Origin of the sequence: Bacillus sp. PPSBB_2, from assembly GCF_045291115.1 — a bacterium.
Lineage (GTDB): Bacteria > Bacillota > Bacilli > Bacillales > Bacillaceae_G > Bacillus_A > Bacillus_A cereus.
On sequence record NZ_CP147983.1, the window covers coordinates 4,309,179 to 4,328,563 of the forward strand.

Genomic DNA, 19,385 nt, shown 5'->3' on the forward strand with positions numbered 1-19,385 from the left:
ACCCCCTTTTCCAAACTTTTATTCACTCTACATATATACATCCTCCTATGGAACAGGCTTATTTCATTTTGAAATAAGCCTGATTTTTTATTTACTTGAAAGTACCATTTCATCACAAATTTAACACCTTGATTTTTCAAGTGCATTTTTCGAACATTTTTTGAACATTTATTGAATTTTTTCTGAAAATTCTGTTTTATGTGTGATATACTACAATTAACTAAGAAGGAAAATAATATCGCAAACAGAGGGGGATAATCATGAGCTTACTTATCGCACTTATACTTGGAGTTACATGTGGAGCATTTCCTGTTATTTTAGGAGCTATTATGGAAGAGTTAGAAATTGGTGTTTTAGGATTTGTCGCATCTTGTGTAAGCGCTTTATTATTTGGTTTATTCGGCGCTATTCCTGTTTCAATTCTGTGTGCTTTTTATATAATACGCCATGCTCGTACAAAACAATTTGGTCCTAATCATATCGCACAAATTATCCCATTCCCGGTTGAACGATGCCGCCGGGCTTCTAACTTATAATTATAAAAATTAAAGATGACTAAATAAATAAAAGTCCTCATTTGAGGACTTTTATTTATTTTCTTCTAGAAATTGAAACAATTCTTGTAGATGTAGGGCATCTTCACCATAGCTAATAGATACATAAAATATGCCGTCAATCTCAGCTTGCATATAAAGATCCACTCCATCACGATCATATTTCAATGCTAAATAAAACTCCATTTCTTCTAACATCTTTTTTGAGGTTCGAATTACATAATGCCCCTTCTCATCTCTTCCATATTCAAATTCTGGTTCAAAATCATATTTTTGTTTAAAAGCTTCTTTTTGTTTTTCATTAATTTGCATACAAGTAGCTCGCTGTACAGTATCAATCATCTCATCAAACTTTTGAAGGTCCACCTCGTTTACCCCCTTATATATTTTTTATATAGTACTTGTGTTCCACTATTTTCTTCGCCATCCTTAATTAACTCTTCATACAATTCTTTCGCCAAACTTAAGCCTGGGACTGGTAATTGTAATTTTTCTGCTTCCTCTAAAGCAATTTTCATATCTTTCATAAAATGCTTTACATAAAATCCTGGCTCAAAGTCTCCTTTTAACATTCGAGGAGCTAAATTACTTAATGACCAGCTACCTGCTGCCCCTGTTGAAATACTCTCTAACACTTTATCTGGATTCAGTCCAGCCTTCTTCGCGTAAGCAACAGCTTCACATACTCCAATCATATTGGAAGCAATCGCAATTTGATTGCACATTTTTGTATGTTGTCCACTCCCAGCTGGTCCTTGTAATTGAATGTTTGTTCCTAACTTTTCAAGTAAAGGTAAGCATCTATCATATATTTCTTTCTCCCCACCTACCATAATTGCGAGTTTTGCCTCTTTCGCACCAACATCTCCTCCTGAGACAGGTGCATCTAACGTATATATATTTTTGCTTTTTGCAACTTCATTAATCCGTTTTGCTAAAGTAGGTGTAGATGTCGTAAAGTCAATTGCTATCGTACCTTCTTTTGCATGTTCTATAATTCCTTCTATACCAAAATACACTTCTTCTACATCATGTGGATATCCAACCATTGTCATTACAATATCAACTTGCTTCACTAACTCTTTTGGCGTATTACACCAATTTGCACCATCTTGCACTAAAGAATCTGTTTTTGCTTTCGTTCTATTATATACATATACTTTATGACCATCTTGCATTAAGTGATAAACCATACTTTTTCCCATTACGCCAATCCCAATGAAACCTATTGATAAAGTTTTATGTTCCATTTTCTCATCCCCTTTGTTCTAATAAATCATTTACCATCTTTCGGAACTCTTTATTAAAGTCATCATCCATACTATTTTTCACATTTGAAAATAAAATAACAAAAGTTCCTTTTTCTTTATTAAAATTATTGAAAGTGTTCCAACCAGATAATACACCATGATTATGAAAATAATCTGGATATATATAAAAACTAAATGCATATTTCCGTTCTGCTGAAGGTGAAAACATTGCCTGTATACTTTGTTCAGAAAGAAGTTTTCCATTTATAATTGCTTCGTCTAATTTCTTCATATCTCCAACTGTCGTATACATCTCACCACAACCATATAGCCAATCCATGCCTAACTTCTGCGCTGGTACAAGCTCTTGATCTTTTTTCACATAACCCTTTGTAAAATTTTTATCTCCAGGTACCATATTTCCCATACCGGATTCATGCATATCTGCTTTTACAAATATGTTTTCTTTTATGTAATCTCCTAAAGGTTTTTTCGATATATGTTCTATTATATAAGCAAGCACCATATAATTATAATCTGTATATCTCCAACCTGTTCCTGCAGGAAATTCTAAATTTTGACGTCCAATCCAATTAATTAATTGTAAGCGGGAAGCCGCATTAATATTGCCTTTTGCGTGTTCAGGTAAACCAGAGGTATGCGTTAATAAATGATATAGCGTAATATTTTTATTCTCCGGAAATGAAGGAATATATTTATTTACATTATCTTGAATATTCAATTTCCCTTGTTCTTGCAGCTGTAAAATAGATGTGGCAACGACTGTTTTCGTAATAGAACCGATACGATATTTTGTTTGAGGCGTATTTTCTATTTTATTTTGAACATCAGCATACCCATATCCTTTATTCAATATAACATGCTCTTTATCTGTTACCAAAACTGTTCCATTGAATTGCTTTCCGACTAAATATTGATCTAATTTTTGAGATATGCTAGCATAATCAATTTGTTGCTCTTCTTTTTCTTCTATATTCCCTTGTACTTCCGATTCAATAGTAGGATTCACTTTAGTTGTTAATACAGTGTTTTCCTTTATATTGGGGCTAACAAGAAAATAGTATACTCCGCCGCCAACTATAGCAGACAGTGAAGCCACCACCATTACTTTTTTTATCATATTAATCCTCCATAATTCCTTCGCTAAAAATTGTCCCCCTATTCTATTATCAAACAATAAAAAAAAATCGCAACAATTTGTTGCGAAAAATCACATTTTTTCTTTTCTATACACACATACTTGATTCTTTCCATTTTTTTTCGCTTCATATAATGCAATATCCGCTCGTTGCATTAATTCTTCTCTTGTAGTTCCTTGTTCATATAACGCAACTCCAAAGCTAGCTGTTAACTTCGAAATTCCAGTGAATTGCTTTGTTTCAATGAAGAATCGTAATGATTCCGCAACTTGAAATGCTTCCTTTTCTACTGTATTTGTCACTAATATAATGAATTCTTCCCCTCCCCATCTTGCAAATACATGTTGCTGCTCCACTTTAGATTTCATAAGCTCTGCAAGTTGTATTAATGCCAAATCGCCAAAATCATGACCATATGTGTCATTAACTGTTTTAAAATTATCTATATCAAATAAAATAATTGCTATTTTCTCATCATTACGTATTACCTTTTCCCATTCTACCTCTAGTATTTGTTGAAACTTTAAACGATTATAAATCTCTGTCAATGAATCTATCATAGCAAGTCTTTCTTGTTCTTGATAGATTTCATCTAATTCTGTAATTTCCGTGCACTTTACAATAAATCTTGATAAATCTTCTGGCAATGGTGTCGCACGTAATAGAAAAGTAGATACTGCCCCTTCATAATTTGACATCTTAATTCTTCTACCGCTTGATAAAGTATCCTCTAGCCATGTTATATCATGCGTCGTCGAGTAGTATCCATTTTCTCTAATAAAATGTTCAGCAAATACTAAATGTTGCTCGCGATAGGCAAACAAATTTTCATATCCGAAAAACGTTAAAAAATTTGTATTACAATCAACAATTTCATCATCTTCTACTATAAATAATAAATCATTTTGAAAATCAAACATCGTTTGAAGCAGTTCCTGTTGTAAACTAACTTGCCTTACCAAAGAAAGTTGATACAAACTCTTATTCACTTCTTCTAACACTGCTTGCGGAGTTACAGGGGCTATTACAATATTACGTATTCCTAATGCAAGTACATCTGTAAATTCTTTTGTTATTTGTTGATCCCAAATGACAATGAATGTACTTTGCGAGGTATACATATTCTTTATATATTTTATTTGAGAATAATCTGTTACATACATAATTATAATGTGCGGTTTCGTTCTTTGAAATAATAGTTCGCCCTCTTCAAAACTATTTGCTATAAACATACATTTTGGATGGATATTTTCTATCGTTTGTTGATGTTTACATCCATTTTCTATATAAAGGACATTTAACTGCAGATCTTGTAACACATTTTGGAAAACCGTATTCTCTAATAAAAAATGTAGTATGTTCATCACTAGTCTTCACTCACTTCATATATCTTGTTCTACTGAATTCCTCACAAATATTTTTAAAAGACTGTTCTCCAATAAACTTTAATTTGTGAGAAATACATATTAACAAGCTAATTGAGAATGTTATCTTCCCTTTTCACTCTATAAATTCCTTTTTTAGTGTATGATTATAGGAATTATATCGTTTGTATGAATGCCCTAGCTTATTTCTTAAAACTTGACAATTAAAATAAAGATATTATATTCTTAAATTCGATAACTTACAAAATGTAAGTAATATACATTACGTTTTCCCGATAATTTTATATACAATTTGGAGGATATATTATGACAAACGACAACTTTTTTAACGTTCTATATGAACGCACATCTACACGTGCATTCAACCCAAATAAAGAAATCTCATCTACAGAATTACATGAGATTTTAAAAGCAGCAGCACAAGCACCTTCCGCTTGGAACTTACAACACTGGAAATTCCTTGTTTTTCAAGGTGAAGATGTACAAAAACGATTACATCCAATAGCTTATAACCAACAACAAATTCTTGATGCTTCTGCAGTAGTCGCTATTTTAGGTGATTTAGAAGCTTATAAAAATGTTGAGCCAGTATATGGTCCAATTGTAGAACAAGGATTTATGAAAGAAGAAGCAAAAGAACGCTTAGCTAAAAATATTGAATCTGCATATGCTCGTGAACAATTCCCAAGAGATGCTGCCTTTTCAAATGCATCTTTAGCAGCAATGCAACTTATGCTTGCAGCTAAAGCAACTGGTTGGGATACTTGTGCTATTGGTGGCTTCAATCCACAAGCACTGACAGACGAATTTAACGTTTCATCTCGTTACGTTCCAATTATGCTTATTACAATTGGTGAATCAACTTTAAAAGGCCACCCTGCACCTCGCATGAGCGTAGAGCAAGTGAGCGAGTGGGCAAAATAATAAAAAACGAAGGCAACTACATTGCCTTCGTTTTTTTATTCCCTGTCATACTTTTGTAATATTACTACAAATCATTCGACATTTATACTTATGGAAAAGTATATTCTATTCCCTTCTCATAAATAAACGTGACGTTTCGTGTCGAATTTTGTTAAGACGTTGAAATATACCCGTGTATTTTTGTTACAATTGTGATACAATGATAACAAATAGATAACAAGAGAGGGATTTTCATTGAGTTCATACGGAAGCTTTATCGCACTTTTATGTTACATAGTAACTGTACTGCTTCTATATTTTATTGGTGATGCCGCAAACATCTCCATTTTACAATTTCCAAAAGAAGAAGCATTCCAATTAGAATCAGAAAAACATACTGCACGATCCATTGTACCACTACTCCTAGCTCTTCCTGTATATATCATCGTTTTATATAAAAGTAAAAAAGTGTAAAGGCTACCCATTTCATTTATTTCGGTGGTTTTTACATTTTTTTGTTATATTCCCCCTATTTTAAACATCATTCCATACTAAACACCCAGCTAGTCATTTAAAATGAGAAAATCCCCTAGAAAAAATTCCACTCTCTGTCCAGTCACTAACTACCGAACTTACATAGATTATAAGTGTGAAGGGGGTGATGAGGATTATGTTTGGATCATTTGGATGCTGTGATAACTTTAGAGAATGTCATCATCATGAAAGAGAGCGCGACCATCGCGAGAAAGAGAGAGAGAGAGAGGTTAGACCACAACAACCAGCTGTATGTAACGTACTTGCTAACATTTCAGTTGGAACAGAACTTTCTCTTTTAAGCATTAGAGGTAACGGCACATTCAACAATGTTATTTTTGAAGGTTTCGCTAACGGTGTTGCTCTTTTCTCTGCTTTAGCTCGTAATAACAAAGACAACAAAGATAACAATAAAGACGATAAGAACAATCAAAATCGAAATACTTTTACTGGTATTTTACGTGTATGCCCAACTGATATCGTTGCAATCGCTATCTAATTCTGTCTCTTATCCTCGATAGTAAGCAAATAAGATTTACTTTTCTCATAGAAAAAACCTGAGACCGATTTCAAATCGACTCAGGTTTTTTTATTAATTATATGCTTTTAACTAGTTCAACAACTTCTTCAGCAGTTGACATCATTAATGCTTTTTCTGCTAATGTTTCCATTTCTGCTTTTGACAACTTGCTTAGCTGTGTTCTTGCAGGAAGAATAGATGTTGCACTCATACTGAACTCATCTAAACCTAATCCTAATAATAATGGGATAGCAAGTGAATCGCCCGCCATCTCACCACACATACCAGCCCATTTGCCTTCTTTATGAGCAGCATCGATAACCATTTTTACAAGACGTAAAATAGATGGGTTATATGGTTGGTATAAGTATGATACTTGTTCGTTCATACGGTCTGCAGCCATTGTGTATTGGATTAAATCATTTGTTCCGATAGAGAAGAAGTCAACTTCTTTCGCGAATTGATCTGCTAATACTGCTGAAGCTGGGATTTCAACCATCATACCAACTTCAATAGAATCAGAAACAGTTGTACCCGCTTCTACAAGTTTCGCTTTCTCTTCTAATAAAATCGCTTTCGCTTGACGGAACTCATCAAGAGTTGCAATCATTGGGAACATAATTTTTAAGTTACCGTATACGCTAGCACGAAGTAATGAACGAAGTTGTGTACGGAACACATCTTGCTCATCAAGACATAAGCGAATTGCACGGTATCCTAAGAATGGGTTCATTTCTTTTGGTAAATGTAAGTATGGAAGCTCTTTATCTCCACCGATGTCAAGTGTACGAACAACGACTGGTTGACCTTCTTTTACACCTTCAAGAACTGCTTTATACGCTTCGAACTGCTCTTCTTCTGTTGGAAGATTGTCACGGCCCATGTATAAGAATTCTGTACGGTATAAGCCAACGCCTTCTCCGCCATTATCGATAATACCTTGTACATCATTTGGTGTTCCGATATTTGCAACAAGCTCAACGTGATGTCCGTCACTTGTTACAGTAGCTTGGTCTTTTAATTTAGCCCATTCAGCTTTTTGCTCTTCAAATTTCGCTTTCTTTTCTTCAAACGAACGAAGAGTTTCTTCTGATGGGTTTACAATTACTTCTCCATCTAAACCGTCAATGATAACGATATCGCCGTTTTGGATTTTCTCCATAACAACTTTTGTACCAACAACAGCTGGAATTTCCATAGAACGAGCCATAATTGCAGAGTGAGATGTACGTCCACCGATATCAGTAGTGAAACCTTTTGCATACTTACGGTTTAATTGAGCTGTATCAGATGGTGTTAAATCTTCAGCAATGATGATTACCTCTTCAGAAATTGTACCAGGATTTGAGAAGTTAATTCCTAGTAAATGTGCAAGAACGCGTCTTGTTACGTCACGAATGTCCGCAGCACGTTCTTTCATATATTCGTTATCCATGTTTTCAAACATAGAAATAAACATTGATGCAACTTCATCCATTGCAAATTCAGCATTTACTTTTTCGCTATTTACTTTATCTTTTACTGGGTTTACTAGTTCTGGATCATTTAACACTAATAAATGTGCTTCAAAGATCGCAGCTTTGTCAGCACCTAGCTCAGCAAATGCGTGGTCCTTAATAGCTTCTAATTCAGTTTTTGCTTTCTCAAGCGCAGCGTCTAAGCGTGCAATTTCTGCAGCTTCGTTTGTAATTGATTTCTTTTCGATGTTAAATTCAGGATTTTCAAGTCTGAAAGCCTTTGCAATAGCAATCCCACTTGATGCAGCGATCCCTTGAATGTTAAGAGTCATTATTCTCCTAATCCTTCGTTTTTCATAGTTTCTTCGATAGCTGCTAGTGCTTGAGCTGCATCATCACCATTTGCAGTGATTTTAATTTCTGCGTTTTGTTGAATGCCTAAAGACATAACGCCCATGATTGATTTTAAGTTAACGTTCTTTCCGTTATACTCTAAGTTAATGTCAGAACCGAATTTGCTTGCAGTGTTTACAAGTAGAGTTGCTGGACGAGCATGAATTCCTGAGTCGCTAGTTACTTTAAAGATTTTTTCCATGATAATTTATCTCCTTTAAATTACAGTATTTTTTAGTTGTATAGACGTGAGTACTACATCATCTATTGTATATAATAGGCGATGTTCGGTCAACCACATCGCCTATTATAATTATAAACATTTTGCGTCAAATTCCTACTGAATGTCAATAATAGCGGTTTCGCCCTTCTTAACATTTCCATCTTTTTTCAATTCGACTTGTTGCCCTTGTTGTAAGTTTGTAAAGACAATTGGTGTAATGATAGATGGTGCATTTTCTTTTACAAATGCAAGATCTACTTTTAATAATGGTTGGCCTTGTTTCACCTTGTCGCCTTGTGCTACAAGCGCTTCAAAACCTTCACCATTTAATTTTACAGTATCAATACCGAAGTGGATTAAAATTTCTTTTCCTCCTTCAGATTGAATACCAATCGCATGTTTTGTAGGGAATACATTGACAATCTCACCGTTCACTGGAGAAACTACTGTTCCTTCAGTTGGCTCAATTGCAAATCCGTCTCCCATCATTTTTCCTGAGAATACTTGGTCAGGCACTTCTGTAATTGGTAAGATTTTCCCTTCGATTGGTGATACAATTGTTTCATTTTCATCAACTTTTTGAGGAGTTTCTTCCACTTTTACAGGTTCTTCTTTTTCAACATGAGGTGTACGACCTGACATAATATCATGAATTTGTGATTTTAATGTGTCAGATTTCGGTCCGAAAATAGCTTGAATGTTATTTCCAACTTCAAGTACACCAGCTGCTCCAAGTTCTTTTAAGCGGTCTTTGTTTACATTCTTTTGTTCGTTAACTTGAACACGTAAACGAGTAATACAAGCATCTAAAGAAGCAATGTTTTCTTTACCACCAAGTGCTACTAATACTTCACGAGGAAGTTCGCCTGCTTCTGCTTTTCCTGCGCCGTCATTTGCATTTGCCACTTCACGACCAGGTGTTTTTAGATTCCATTTACGAATTGCAAAGCGGAATCCGAAGTAGTAAATAACTGCTAGTACAAGACCAACAATAATTACCCACCACCATGCTGTACGGCCTGGTAGTACACCGAATAATAGGAAGTCAATTAAACCACCAGAGAATGTCATACCAATTTTAACACCTAAAATTTGCATTGTCATAAATGATAGACCAGCAAATACAGCGTGAATTCCGAATAATACTGGCGCTACGAATAAGAATGAAAATTCAAGTGGCTCTGTAATACCTGTTAAGAAAGATGTTAATGCTGCAGAACCTAAAATACCTGCTGCTAATTTTTTATTTTCTGGACGTGCTTCATGGTACATTGCTAAAGCTGCTGCTGGAAGACCGAACATCATGAACGGATACTTACCAGTTGTAAATGTACCTGCTGTTAATTCTACACCGTCTTTTAACTGTGCCATAAAGATTTTTTGGTCACCACGGATTAATTCGCCAGCTGCATTTGTATACTGACCGAATTCGAACCAGAACGGTGAATAGAAAATGTGATGTAATCCAAATGGAATTAATGAACGTTCAATTAAACCGAATATAAATGCTGCGATTGTTCTATTTGCATCAATCATTTGATGTGAGAACGTGTTTAAGCCACCTTGAATGTATGGCCAAACGAAGCACATGATAATACCTACTATTAAAGAGAATGTTGCAGTTGCGATCGGTACGAAACGCTTACCTGCAAAGAAACCTAAGTATGATGGTAATTCAATGTTGAAGTATTTATTATAGCAATATGCCGCTACTATACCGACGATAATACCACCAAATACCCCTGTTTGTAGCGTTGGAATACCTAATACGTTTGCATACGCTGGATCTGCAAATCCAATTTTTACTGGGTCTGCTCCAGAACTTGTTACTTTCACTAGCTTATCTACTTCTAAGAACACACTCATCGTTTTGTTCATAATTAAGTAGCCGACGAATGCTGCTAAACCAGCTACTCCGTCTCCACCAGCTAAACCAATTGCTACCCCAACTGCGAATAATAATGCAAGGTTAGCGAAAATAATATCACCAGATTGTTCCATAATTTTTGCAACCATTACGAACCAATCTGCTTTTAAAGCAGGAATAACATTTGTTAACTGTGGATTTTGAAATGCATTACCAAATCCAAGTAAAATACCTGCCGCCGGTAAAATCGCTACTGGAAGCATTAACGCTTTTCCGACTTTTTGAAGAACACCAAAGATATTCTTAAACATGGAAACCCTTCCTCTCTTATCTATATTGATACCTTCCGACAAACGCCAAAAAGACATGAGGAAAAAAAGATAGAACGATAGCTATACAAAGGGTAGTATATCCCTTTCTCTAGCTTACATTCCTTACTTTTCTCCACTCATGCCTGATCGAATCAGTAACACGTGTCAAAAATAGGTTTACGTATAAGTTCACTATAATTAAGGCAAACGTTTTCGTTACTCACCTTAATGTGTTTGTCGAAATTTGTATAACTTTGCAATAGTTATTATACATAACTATTGTAAGCGATTCAATCATTTTTTTTAACGTTTTCATTTTAGACAAAAATATATGACTTTTTACACATGCTCTGCCTTTACTAAGCGTTGCAAGTGCATCGTTAAATAAATACTTTCAGCTTCATATACAGGTAGTTGCAACTCTTTTTGCATGACCTTAACTAGCTTCCAAGCCAAGTTATAGCAAACTGGATACTCCGCCTTTAATAAATCAGCAAAACTTTGCGATTCCTCTACTTTTTCTCCTTTTTTCACCCTCTCAATAGCATATTGAAGATGACGAATAAGACGTAAATAATGAATGCTCTCTTGATCTAATGTAATTTGTAAGTTTGTCTCAATTAAAGATACAAGTTGTGCAATGAGACGGGAGTTTTGATTAACTGAAGATAAATCAGAATTTGTAAGCGAACTGTAAATGTGCAGTGCAATAAAACCAATTTCTCCTTCAGGCAATGTAATTTGCAAACGAGAATTTAAAAGTTCTACAACACCTTCCGCAATTTCATATTCCTCTGGATAGAGCATTTTTGTTTCAACTAAAAAAGGGTTATCAATTGTAAGTCCTTGTTTTAACCTTTTAATCGCAAATGAAATATGATCTGTTAACGCAATATGAATATGTTCATTTAGTGGAGATTTCGCTTTTCCTTGAATGTACAGCATAATATCGTTCATCAATTCAATTAATTTTTCACTAATATGCGGCACTAATAATTTGTATTGTTCACGATCACGTTCATTTTTTAAGACAAACATTTTTTCGATTTGTTCTTGCTCCAATACATCTTTCGCTTTTTTCCCAAATCCAATTCCTTTACCAATCACTACTACTTCCTCGTGTTCCGGATGGCTAGCAATGATGACATTATTATTTAAAACTTTTTTAATTTCTAGATAATTACTCATATAACACCACCCTCGTACTTAAATAGCCTACTTTTATGTTACAGAATATTCTTCTTTGTCGTCAATGTAAAACATCTGCCATTTAATAAAAATTCATTTTTTAGACATGTTTATATATGATGCGTATAATGTAAGAGCAACTGTACATAGAAAGGAGATAACAGCATGATTAAAATGTTTGTAAGTGATATCGATGGTACAATGATGCAACACGGAGGTCTTATTGATGAACAAGATGTTGCGGCACTGCGCAGCCTTGCCGAACAAAATGTTATTCTTTGCTTCGCTTCCGGAAGACTTGATAATGAAATTGCAGACTTAATGAAAGCTGTAAATACAAATTTTCATCGTATTAGTGTAAATGGTGTTTTTGTATATACACATGAAAATAAACAACTATTATCTGCAACTTTTGATTCCAGCATACTTCCCGATTTGTTAGCTATGACGAATGAAGAGCCTTATTTCCGTTATGTAAGTGATGAGCATAATTATTACATTGAAGAGAAAACACCTTTTATTCAAGAACTTGAACAACAAGTAACTATGACTTCTGTTGAAGAACCAAACTTACTACAGAAGATTGATGATACAATTTTCCCAAATAAAATTTCTGTCGGCGGAACAAAGGAGAGCTTACAACTCCTTCAGAAAAAAATTGATGAAAAATTCCACGGGAAAGTTAGTACTTTCATCTCAGCAGAACAATGTTTAGATGTAATGCCACCGAATGTTAGTAAAGGCTCTGCCATTTCTGTTTTATTAAATGAGTTTCAAATAAAACCTGAGGAAATTGCTTGTATAGGGGATTCTTACAATGACATTCCTATGTTTTCTTTAACTCCTCACAGTTTTGCTATGTCACAAGCAGATGATGCAGTAAAAAATCACGCTCACTATGTAGTAAATCACGTCAAAGATGCTGTTAACCACGTAATTGCTCATAATAAAAATACGACTCATTCCTTATAAGGATGAGTCGTATTTTTATTTCTTTACATGTTAACCATTTTCAATTCCACTGTACTTCACAAACTGAAATATACTATTTGTTACGTGCGATATTCGTAATAAATTTATAACGATCTCCACGATAAATACATTTCACGTACTCTAGCGGTACCTCACCTTCTGAATATGACCATTGACGCATTACAAGTACAGGCGCCTTTTTAGGAATATGCAGATGTTCAGCTTCATTTTCCGTCGCAACGGAAGCTTCAATTGACTGAGTAGCGCTAACAAGTTTAAAGCCCAGTTTTTTCTCTAAATGTTCATATAAAGATTGTTGCAATATCTCTTCGTCAATATCTTTTACAAGAGCTGGCGACAAATATGTCGTCTCAAAAGCAATCGGTTCATCATCAGCTAAGCGAATACGCCTCACTTCATAAACCGATTCCCCCTCCTGTATTCTCAACCGGTCTGCTATTTTAGCAGTAGCTGGAACTAGGCGGAAACTAAGTAATTGACTACTTGGGTTCATCCCACGAGAAATCATGTCTTCTGTGAATCCCGTCATTCCTTGCAATTTTTGTTCCACTTTCGGAAGTTGGACAAATGTTCCAATTCCACGCTTCCGATATAAATAGCCTTGTTCCACTAAATTATTAATCGCCTGTCTGATTGTCATTCGACTCACTTCGAACTTATCACAAAGTTCATTCTCAGATGGGATTTTATCTCCCGGCTTCCATTCGCCGTCCTCAATTAGCTGTTTCACCCACTCTTGAATCTGATAATAGATCGGAAATGGTGAATACTTGTCGATGTTCATCAGCAATCGCCTCACTGCATAAAGATAGAGCTTCTTGATCAGCGATTACGGTTACATTCGGATGACGTTGTAAAACTGTAGCCGGACACTCTTCACTATATTCACCTTGCAATAATTCTTTAACAGCTTCTGCCTTTTTAGAACCCATAGCAACAAGTAGAACTTGTTTCGCTTTCATAATGCTTCCAATTCCCATTGTAATCGCATGAGTTGGCACATCTTCTTCTTTTTCGAAGAAGCGAAGGTTTGCTTGGCGTGTAGATTCTGTTAATTCAACAATGTTTGTTGGAGAATTAAACGGTGTTCCTGGCTCATTAAATCCGATGTGACCGTTTTCACCGATTCCAAGAATCTGTAGGTCAACTGGGTTAGCAGCTAGAATGCTCTCGTAACGTTTGCACTCTTCCTCTAAATCACTTGCCATCCCGTTTGGTACATAAGTTTGTTTAAATGGAAGATGATCAAACAACTGTTCTTGCATGAAATAGTGATAGCTGTTTTTATCTTCATGTGGTAAATTTACGTACTCATCTAAGTTTACAGTGGTTACACGGCTTGTATCAAGTTTATTTTTTCGCATTTCTGCATAAATACCTAATGGAGAGCTTCCTGTAGCCATTCCTAATGTTGGATTTTCTTTTGTTTTTACAACTTCTTCAATTAATTTATAACCTGCTTCTGCTAGTTCTTCTGGAGTTTTTACAACAAGAATATTCATTTAATTACTTCCCTTCCTTCATATGAATTCCTAAACGAACCGTATCATATACATGTAAATCTTCATTCATCACCACAAAGTCTGCATCTTTTCCTACCGCTAATGCACCTTTATTATTTAATCCAAACTCTTCTGCTTGGTTAACTGATGTCATCAGTACTGCATCTTCGATTGAACAACCTGTAAATTCAATTACATTTCGGAAAGCTTGATCCATTTTTAGAATACTACCAGCTAACGTTCCATCTTCTAATCGAGCACTACCATCTTTTACATGTACTGGCTGTCCGCCAAGCTCATATAATCCATCTTCAAGACCTTTTGCACGCATTGCGTCAGTAATAACACTTACTTTTTTTGGTCCTTTTAACTTATATGCTAATTTCACCATATCAGGGTGAATATGAATACCATCTGTAATTACTTCAACCATTACATCTGGATTTAATAACACATGACCAACAACTCCTGGTTCACGGTGATGTAATCCACGCATTTGATTGTATAAATGTGTTGCATGTGTAATTTTTCTATTTTTTAGTTGCCCATCAATTGCATCTGTATGCCCCATTGTGCCAACTACACCAGTTTCAGCAAGATATTGTTCAAACTCTAATGCTCCCTCTTCTTCTGGTGCATATGTTACTAATTTAATTAAATTCCCACTTGCTTCTTGCCATTGTTTAAATTGCTCAATATTTGCAGGAACGATATGTTCCAGTGGTTGTGCACCTGCACGTTTCTTTGAAACATAAGGTCCTTCTAAGTGAATATATTCGAAATGCGCTCCTTTTTCTTTTGCTTCTTTTGCAGCAGTTAACGCTGCTTCAATTGCCTCTGGAGCTTGTGTCATTGTTGTTGGGAAGTAAGTTGTAACCCCTTCTTTTAACATTTCTTTACCTAGAGTTACTAACCCATCGCTATTTGCATCCATCGCATCAATATCGTATCCACCATGAATATGAACATCGATCATACCTGGAATTACAATCTTCCCTGTAGCATCAAAAACAGTTTCATTTTCTTGTGGTACATATTGAGCCATCAAACCAATTTCTTTAATGGTTTCTGCGTAACGAATAAATCCGTTTTCCACTATTTCTTGACCTGTGTAAATTTTGGCATTGATGACAATTTGCGTTTTCATTTTCATCGATCCTTTCCCATGAATTACCTACTTGTTATTATTACCTTATTCGCCTAGTTCCATCTTAATATACACACGAGTAGTTGTCTATACATTCTAATAAAATTTCCTTTTTATTCAACAGAAAAGGAAATTTCTTACGTCTCTTATAATTATAATATATATTATTCATTTTTCCAAAAAGGGACAGTATCGCCCCCTAATATAGAAATCACTTCAATAATGGCATTAACCCGCTAGACTCTAACATAATATGTTCACCATCTGTTTCCATTTCTACTGTACTTTTATTCGTTCTATATACCATTATACCGTGCCTTTTTAAGCGTTTCACTACACTTTGGTGAGGATGTCCATACGGATTACTACTCCCGTACGACAAAATAGCAAACTGCGGTTCCACTTTTTTTATAAACGTTTCACTTGTTGAAGTATATGAGCCGTGATGCCCCACTTTTAACACATCTGCATGGACATCAAATTGTTTTAATATTTCATGTTCTGTCCGTACATCCGCGTCACCCATTAATAAAAAATCCGCTTTTCCATATCGCACCTTTAAAACAATTGAGGATTCATTATTTTCATCTTTTGATTTCCCGTTGTTTAATACTTGTATAGAAACATGTGGATCCAGCGGTATATATTGTCCTTCCTTTACTGAAACGAAAGGTATCCTTCTTTTTTTTATATTATTCCGATACGTATGATAAGTAAGAGAACTATATGTTTTTCCGCTATCTAATATAAGCGATACTGGCATTTGCTCTACAATTGGAATTACCCCCCCTATATGATCCATATCGGGATGCGTGCTGACAATTACATCTAAATGATTAATCCCTTTCTCAATTAATTTCTGAATAATAACCTCTCCTGCTTCATAAGGTCCTCCATCAATTAACATTGTTTGTCCATTTGGCATTATAATAAGTGTTGCGTCACCTTGCCCCACTTTTAAAAAGCTCACTTTCATTTTACTAAGATGTTGCCGATGCATATGCAAAGGAGACGTAGTATGAATGGAAATCATATACCTTTTAGCTGATGCGCTATTTAAAGAAAAACATAATAATACAGAAACTAATAATAAAATAATCCGCATACCTCTCATAACTCGTCTCCTTTTTTCATTTAGTATGGCACTGTAAATAATTGATATACAAAAAAAGCTTAGCAAAATGCTAAGCTTTTATTTCGATATCTCTTGTAAGGAACCGAAGAATAAATCTGCTTCATTCATTTGTTCATTCTCTTCAGAAAGCGGTGGTAAATCATCTAATGTTTTCAATCCAAATGTGTCTAAAAATTCTTTTGTTGTTCCGTATAAAATAGGACGCCCTGGTCCTTCTGCTCTTCCCATTTCTTTTATAAGTAAATGTGAAACCAACGTTTGTAACGCCTTATCAGTTTTAACTCCTCTAATCTCTTCCATTTCAGTCCTTGTGATTGGTTGGCGATATGCAACAATCGCTAACGTTTCGAGGGCAGCTTGTGAGAGTGAAGCAGCTGTTGGTGTATCTATTAATTTTTGATAATATGAAGCATGTTCTTTCTTTGTAGCAAAACGATATACTTTTGCATACTGTACAATTTGCAAACCACGGTTTGCACCTTCACATTCTTGTTGCATTTCTTCTAAAATATTAATTGCTTCATTCATTTCAATTTCAAGAACTTTCGCTATTTGTTCTGGATAAATCCCTTCATCACCAGAAACAAATAAAAGGCCTTCAATAATTGACTTTTGTTCTTTCCTATCCATTTCACGAGCTCCTTCCTTCTATTTTCTCATAAAAATACACATCAAAAAACCGAATCACAATTAATGCGTTCGGTTCAATATTTTTTCTCTTGTTCCAAACGATACATTAAAACATAGCATGAGATAAAATGTTGCTATCCCATTTTCACATACTTGCTCTATGCAGATTTATTAGAGCTTGATACGAAAATTTCATCAAAATTATGTTCTTGCTCAATTATGATTTGTTGATTTTTCATAAGTTCCAGAACTGCTAAAAATGTTACAACCATTATTTCACGTTCATCATCAACAAACAAATCATAAAAACTTTGGCGACCACCCTTTATTTTTAACTGTTTTAAAATATCAGTCATTCGCTGTTCAATTGGTATTTCTTGACGAGTAATACGTGTTGTTACAGGTTTTTTTGCCTTTTTACGGCGCATTAATTTTTGAAATGCTGCTAGCATATCATATAACGTAACATCAAGAGGTAAGCTTGTCTCCTCTTCTTGTTGCAACGATGTAAAGTCAATTGGTGGACGTGTATATAGCTGTGCTCTTTCTTGTTCTCTTTCTTTTAACTCAGTAGCAACTTGCTTATATTTCTTATATTCAATTAACCTCTCCATCAATTCTTGACGAGGATCATCTATAAAATCATCACCGTTATCAAGTACATCTTCTTCATGTTTCGGCAACAACATCTTACTTTTAATTTGTAATAACGTTGCAGCCATTACTAAATACTCACTTGCAACATCTAATTGAAGTTCTTTCATCGTATGCACATAAGATAAATATTGCTCTGTAATATCTGCTACAGGAATATTATATATATCAATTTCATAACGATGTATTAAATGTAACAATAGATCTAACGGCCCTTCAAAAGCCTCTACTTTAAAATTATATTGCACAAAGCATCCCACCACATTTTTTCTATAACAACATAAGTATAGAGCATACTCATGTTCTATCCAACCTTTTTAAGAAATTTAATTAAAAATAGACCGATGCCTATGTCATCATGCCCACCACTTCATATGATAACAGTGTAGTAAGAACAATGTAGGAGGTCAAAAAACTATGGGTCACGTTGATTGTGGTTTTAGCGGTGGGTTCGCATTACTTGTTGTACTGTTTATTTTACTAATTATTGTAGGAGCAGCTTGCTTCTGCTAATATGAACAATAACGGCTAGGGGGAAACCTCCTAGTCGTTTATTGTTCATATTTCTATGATACACTTATATGTATAACCGTTAGATAGGAGCGAGAAAACATGTATCCTACCGAATACATACAATTTTTAATTCATTTCCATGGAGATTATGACTATTTTGAATGCCACGAAATACTAGAAGAGTATTGGAAGACAAAACCAAGAGGTAATCGTGATCATTACTTAGTTGGTCTCATTCAAATTGCAGTTTCTTTATACCACCAAAGACGTGCTAATTGGAATGGTTCTACAAAAATGATGAAAAGCGCAATTACAATTTTAGAAAAAAGCGGTGTGCCTTTACAACGTTTAGGAATTAATCAAGTACAACTTCTTTCCTTGCTCAATGAAAGATTGCAATCTATCCATAAAAAAGAACGTTTTGTACCTTTATTTTTACCCTTATCAGATTCATCGTTAGAGAAGCAGTGCATAGAGTTATGTCAAAAACAAAACCTCTCTTGGAAAGACTTGAATGCTATCCCAGGTGAATATATTATAAACAAGCACACTTTGCGTGATCGCACAGAGGTCATTACTGAACGAAACGAACAATTACAAAAAAGAAAGCAGAGATAATAAACTACTTATCTCTGCTTTCACGAATGTATATTTTGTTCTAGCCCTTTACATTTTTCGCAAAAACTTGCTGTTTGCTCATTTCCGCAAATTGTAAACTCAAGAAATTTACTCTTTAACTCTTGAACCATCTTCGTCCCAATCCCCACATGACGGTGAGACGGGTTCACACTCAAATGCTGAATTTCTAATACTTGATTCTCTTTTTTTACAATCCCCATTATTCCAACAAAATCTTCATTTTCTTTCCACAAATACAATTGCCAATCATCTTTTGCTTCATATTCTTTCATTGTCAATTGTAATGTTTTCACATCTTTTTCAGTTGGCATAAACGAAAGAAGCCCCATTGCAATTTTTTCATAACTTTTTTTAAAACGAATTAACATAACCCTTATCCCTTCTTACAAAAGTTACAAACTAGTAATCCCCTCAATCACTCTTTTCA

The 19,385-nt window shown here is 34.8% G+C and carries 22 protein-coding genes; 7 read left to right on the forward strand and 15 right to left on the reverse strand.

The window, feature by feature from the left end; genetic code table 11:
- Window positions 1-260: 260 nt before the first annotated feature.
- A complete protein-coding gene (locus tag V6946_RS21550; protein WP_000054659.1) occupies window positions 261-536 on the forward strand; it encodes a hypothetical protein in 276 nt (91 codons plus the stop codon).
- Between the two features lie 51 nt (window positions 537-587).
- On the opposite strand, the gene V6946_RS21555 is transcribed toward V6946_RS21550, so the two are convergent.
- The 4 genes from V6946_RS21555 to V6946_RS21570 all read right to left on the reverse strand — a co-directional run bounded on the left by V6946_RS21555 (window position 588) and on the right by V6946_RS21570 (window position 4,328).
- Complete coding sequence (locus tag V6946_RS21555; RefSeq protein ID WP_000365620.1) at window positions 588-920, reverse strand: DUF3909 family protein; 333 nt, start codon at window positions 918-920, stop codon at window positions 588-590.
- A 5-nt stretch (window positions 921-925) separates the two neighbouring features.
- The gene (locus V6946_RS21560) at window positions 926-1,804 is read right to left on the reverse strand and encodes an NAD(P)-dependent oxidoreductase (RefSeq protein WP_000400431.1); all 879 of its coding nucleotides are present in this window, start codon (window positions 1,802-1,804) and stop codon (window positions 926-928) included.
- Between the two features lie 4 nt (window positions 1,805-1,808).
- The gene (locus V6946_RS21565) at window positions 1,809-2,945 is read right to left on the reverse strand and encodes a serine hydrolase (protein WP_000592910.1); all 1,137 of its coding nucleotides are present in this window, start codon (window positions 2,943-2,945) and stop codon (window positions 1,809-1,811) included.
- Window positions 2,946-3,035: 90 nt separating this feature from the next.
- Window positions 3,036-4,328 carry a GGDEF domain-containing protein gene (locus tag V6946_RS21570; RefSeq protein WP_366981365.1) on the reverse strand — a complete coding sequence of 431 codons (1,293 nt, stop codon included), beginning with the start codon at window positions 4,326-4,328 and terminating at the stop codon, window positions 3,036-3,038.
- 327 nt (window positions 4,329-4,655) lie between these two features.
- Between V6946_RS21570 and V6946_RS21575 the strand changes: the two genes are divergently transcribed.
- From V6946_RS21575 to V6946_RS21585, 3 genes are all read left to right on the forward strand, one after another.
- Window positions 4,656-5,273 carry a nitroreductase family protein gene (locus V6946_RS21575; RefSeq protein WP_000180387.1) on the forward strand — a complete coding sequence of 206 codons (618 nt, stop codon included), beginning with the start codon at window positions 4,656-4,658 and terminating at the stop codon, window positions 5,271-5,273.
- 234 nt (window positions 5,274-5,507) lie between these two features.
- Entirely contained in the window at window positions 5,508-5,726 is a 219-nt protein-coding gene (locus V6946_RS21580; RefSeq protein WP_000100485.1) for a hypothetical protein, read from the forward strand.
- 196 nt (window positions 5,727-5,922) lie between these two features.
- On the forward strand, window positions 5,923-6,285 hold the full coding sequence (locus V6946_RS21585; RefSeq protein WP_006928123.1) for a DUF3915 domain-containing protein: 363 nt from the start codon (window positions 5,923-5,925) through the stop codon (window positions 6,283-6,285).
- 97 nt (window positions 6,286-6,382) lie between these two features.
- On the opposite strand, the gene ptsP is transcribed toward V6946_RS21585, so the two are convergent.
- The 4 genes from ptsP to glcT all read right to left on the reverse strand — a co-directional run bounded on the left by ptsP (window position 6,383) and on the right by glcT (window position 11,745).
- On the reverse strand, window positions 6,383-8,095 hold the full coding sequence (gene ptsP / locus V6946_RS21590; RefSeq protein WP_406622112.1) for a phosphoenolpyruvate--protein phosphotransferase: 1,713 nt from the start codon (window positions 8,093-8,095) through the stop codon (window positions 6,383-6,385).
- Window positions 8,095-8,358 (reverse strand): phosphocarrier protein HPr, encoded by a 264-nt coding sequence (ptsH, locus tag V6946_RS21595; protein ID WP_000411080.1) that lies wholly within the window; start codon window positions 8,356-8,358, stop codon window positions 8,095-8,097. Before ptsH ends, ptsP begins: the two co-directional genes overlap by 1 nt.
- A 135-nt stretch (window positions 8,359-8,493) precedes the next feature.
- Window positions 8,494-10,557, reverse strand: a complete 2,064-nt coding sequence (ptsG, locus tag V6946_RS21600) for a PTS glucose transporter subunit IIABC (protein ID WP_000475799.1) — start codon at window positions 10,555-10,557, stop codon at window positions 8,494-8,496.
- 339 nt (window positions 10,558-10,896) lie between these two features.
- Window positions 10,897-11,745, reverse strand: a complete 849-nt coding sequence (glcT, locus tag V6946_RS21605; RefSeq protein WP_000073858.1) for a glucose PTS transporter transcription antiterminator GlcT — start codon at window positions 11,743-11,745, stop codon at window positions 10,897-10,899.
- A gap of 165 nt (window positions 11,746-11,910) precedes the next feature.
- Here glcT and V6946_RS21610 point away from each other — a divergent pair, with 165 nt between their 5' ends.
- On the forward strand, window positions 11,911-12,717 hold the full coding sequence (locus V6946_RS21610) for a Cof-type HAD-IIB family hydrolase (protein WP_000594248.1): 807 nt from the start codon (window positions 11,911-11,913) through the stop codon (window positions 12,715-12,717).
- Window positions 12,718-12,790: 73 nt separating this feature from the next.
- Here V6946_RS21610 and phnF read toward each other — a convergent pair whose 3' ends face one another.
- The 6 genes from phnF to scpA form a co-directional block, all read right to left on the reverse strand.
- Window positions 12,791-13,522 carry a phosphonate metabolism transcriptional regulator PhnF gene (gene phnF / locus V6946_RS21615; protein ID WP_366981358.1) on the reverse strand — a complete coding sequence of 244 codons (732 nt, stop codon included), beginning with the start codon at window positions 13,520-13,522 and terminating at the stop codon, window positions 12,791-12,793.
- A complete protein-coding gene (gene nagB / locus V6946_RS21620; protein WP_001024210.1) occupies window positions 13,452-14,240 on the reverse strand; it encodes a glucosamine-6-phosphate deaminase in 789 nt (262 codons plus the stop codon). Before nagB ends, phnF begins: the two co-directional genes overlap by 71 nt.
- Window positions 14,241-14,244: 4 nt before the next feature.
- On the reverse strand, window positions 14,245-15,387 hold the full coding sequence (gene nagA, locus V6946_RS21625; RefSeq protein WP_006928115.1) for an N-acetylglucosamine-6-phosphate deacetylase: 1,143 nt from the start codon (window positions 15,385-15,387) through the stop codon (window positions 14,245-14,247).
- A 211-nt stretch (window positions 15,388-15,598) separates the two neighbouring features.
- The gene (locus tag V6946_RS21630; RefSeq protein ID WP_406622113.1) at window positions 15,599-16,501 is read right to left on the reverse strand and encodes a ComEC/Rec2 family competence protein; all 903 of its coding nucleotides are present in this window, start codon (window positions 16,499-16,501) and stop codon (window positions 15,599-15,601) included.
- A gap of 78 nt (window positions 16,502-16,579) precedes the next feature.
- On the reverse strand, window positions 16,580-17,152 hold the full coding sequence (gene scpB / locus V6946_RS21635; RefSeq protein ID WP_000375168.1) for a segregation/condensation protein ScpB: 573 nt from the start codon (window positions 17,150-17,152) through the stop codon (window positions 16,580-16,582).
- A 158-nt stretch (window positions 17,153-17,310) separates the two neighbouring features.
- On the reverse strand, window positions 17,311-18,054 hold the full coding sequence (gene scpA, locus V6946_RS21640) for a segregation/condensation protein A (RefSeq protein WP_001199753.1): 744 nt from the start codon (window positions 18,052-18,054) through the stop codon (window positions 17,311-17,313).
- Window positions 18,055-18,223: 169 nt separating this feature from the next.
- Between scpA and V6946_RS21645 the strand changes: the two genes are divergently transcribed.
- Both V6946_RS21645 and V6946_RS21650 read left to right on the forward strand, forming a co-directional pair.
- Window positions 18,224-18,319 (forward strand): YjcZ family sporulation protein, encoded by a 96-nt coding sequence (locus V6946_RS21645; RefSeq protein WP_000510194.1) that lies wholly within the window; start codon window positions 18,224-18,226, stop codon window positions 18,317-18,319.
- A gap of 99 nt (window positions 18,320-18,418) precedes the next feature.
- Window positions 18,419-18,937, forward strand: a complete 519-nt coding sequence (locus tag V6946_RS21650; RefSeq protein ID WP_000283597.1) for a DUF309 domain-containing protein — start codon at window positions 18,419-18,421, stop codon at window positions 18,935-18,937.
- A 20-nt stretch (window positions 18,938-18,957) separates the two neighbouring features.
- Here V6946_RS21650 and ribT read toward each other — a convergent pair whose 3' ends face one another.
- Window positions 18,958-19,326, reverse strand: coding sequence for a GNAT family N-acetyltransferase RibT (gene ribT, locus V6946_RS21655; protein ID WP_000908401.1), 369 nt, complete (start codon window positions 19,324-19,326; stop codon window positions 18,958-18,960).
- Window positions 19,327-19,385: the final 59 nt, after the last annotated feature.

Excerpts from the sequence above, each read along its gene's own strand:
- V6946_RS21560 (WP_000400431.1), bottom strand. The coding sequence starts at position 1,804 with ATGGAACATAAAACTTTATCAATAGGTTTCATTGGGATTGGCGTAATG.
- nagB (WP_001024210.1), bottom strand. The coding sequence starts at position 14,240 with ATGAATATTCTTGTTGTAAAAACTCCAGAAGAACTAGCAGAAGCAGGT.
- V6946_RS21550 (WP_000054659.1), top strand. The coding sequence starts at position 261 with ATGAGCTTACTTATCGCACTTATACTTGGAGTTACATGTGGAGCATTT.
- V6946_RS21570 (WP_366981365.1), bottom strand. The coding sequence starts at position 4,328 with ATGAACATACTACATTTTTTATTAGAGAATACGGTTTTCCAAAATGTG.
- ptsP (WP_406622112.1), bottom strand. The coding sequence starts at position 8,095 with ATGACTCTTAACATTCAAGGGATCGCTGCATCAAGTGGGATTGCTATT.
- glcT (WP_000073858.1), bottom strand. The coding sequence starts at position 11,745 with ATGAGTAATTATCTAGAAATTAAAAAAGTTTTAAATAATAATGTCATC.
- V6946_RS21575 (WP_000180387.1), top strand. The coding sequence starts at position 4,656 with ATGACAAACGACAACTTTTTTAACGTTCTATATGAACGCACATCTACA.
- phnF (WP_366981358.1), bottom strand. The coding sequence starts at position 13,522 with ATGAACATCGACAAGTATTCACCATTTCCGATCTATTATCAGATTCAA.
- V6946_RS21585 (WP_006928123.1), top strand. The coding sequence starts at position 5,923 with ATGTTTGGATCATTTGGATGCTGTGATAACTTTAGAGAATGTCATCAT.
- V6946_RS21610 (WP_000594248.1), top strand. The coding sequence starts at position 11,911 with ATGATTAAAATGTTTGTAAGTGATATCGATGGTACAATGATGCAACAC.
- ptsH (WP_000411080.1), bottom strand. The coding sequence starts at position 8,358 with ATGGAAAAAATCTTTAAAGTAACTAGCGACTCAGGAATTCATGCTCGT.
- V6946_RS21645 (WP_000510194.1), top strand. The coding sequence starts at position 18,224 with ATGGGTCACGTTGATTGTGGTTTTAGCGGTGGGTTCGCATTACTTGTT.
- nagA (WP_006928115.1), bottom strand. The coding sequence starts at position 15,387 with ATGAAAACGCAAATTGTCATCAATGCCAAAATTTACACAGGTCAAGAA.
- V6946_RS21565 (WP_000592910.1), bottom strand. The coding sequence starts at position 2,945 with ATGATAAAAAAAGTAATGGTGGTGGCTTCACTGTCTGCTATAGTTGGC.
- scpB (WP_000375168.1), bottom strand. The coding sequence starts at position 17,152 with ATGGATAGGAAAGAACAAAAGTCAATTATTGAAGGCCTTTTATTTGTT.
- ptsG (WP_000475799.1), bottom strand. The coding sequence starts at position 10,557 with ATGTTTAAGAATATCTTTGGTGTTCTTCAAAAAGTCGGAAAAGCGTTA.
- V6946_RS21630 (WP_406622113.1), bottom strand. The coding sequence starts at position 16,501 with ATGAGAGGTATGCGGATTATTTTATTATTAGTTTCTGTATTATTATGT.
- ribT (WP_000908401.1), bottom strand. The coding sequence starts at position 19,326 with ATGTTAATTCGTTTTAAAAAAAGTTATGAAAAAATTGCAATGGGGCTT.
- V6946_RS21650 (WP_000283597.1), top strand. The coding sequence starts at position 18,419 with ATGTATCCTACCGAATACATACAATTTTTAATTCATTTCCATGGAGAT.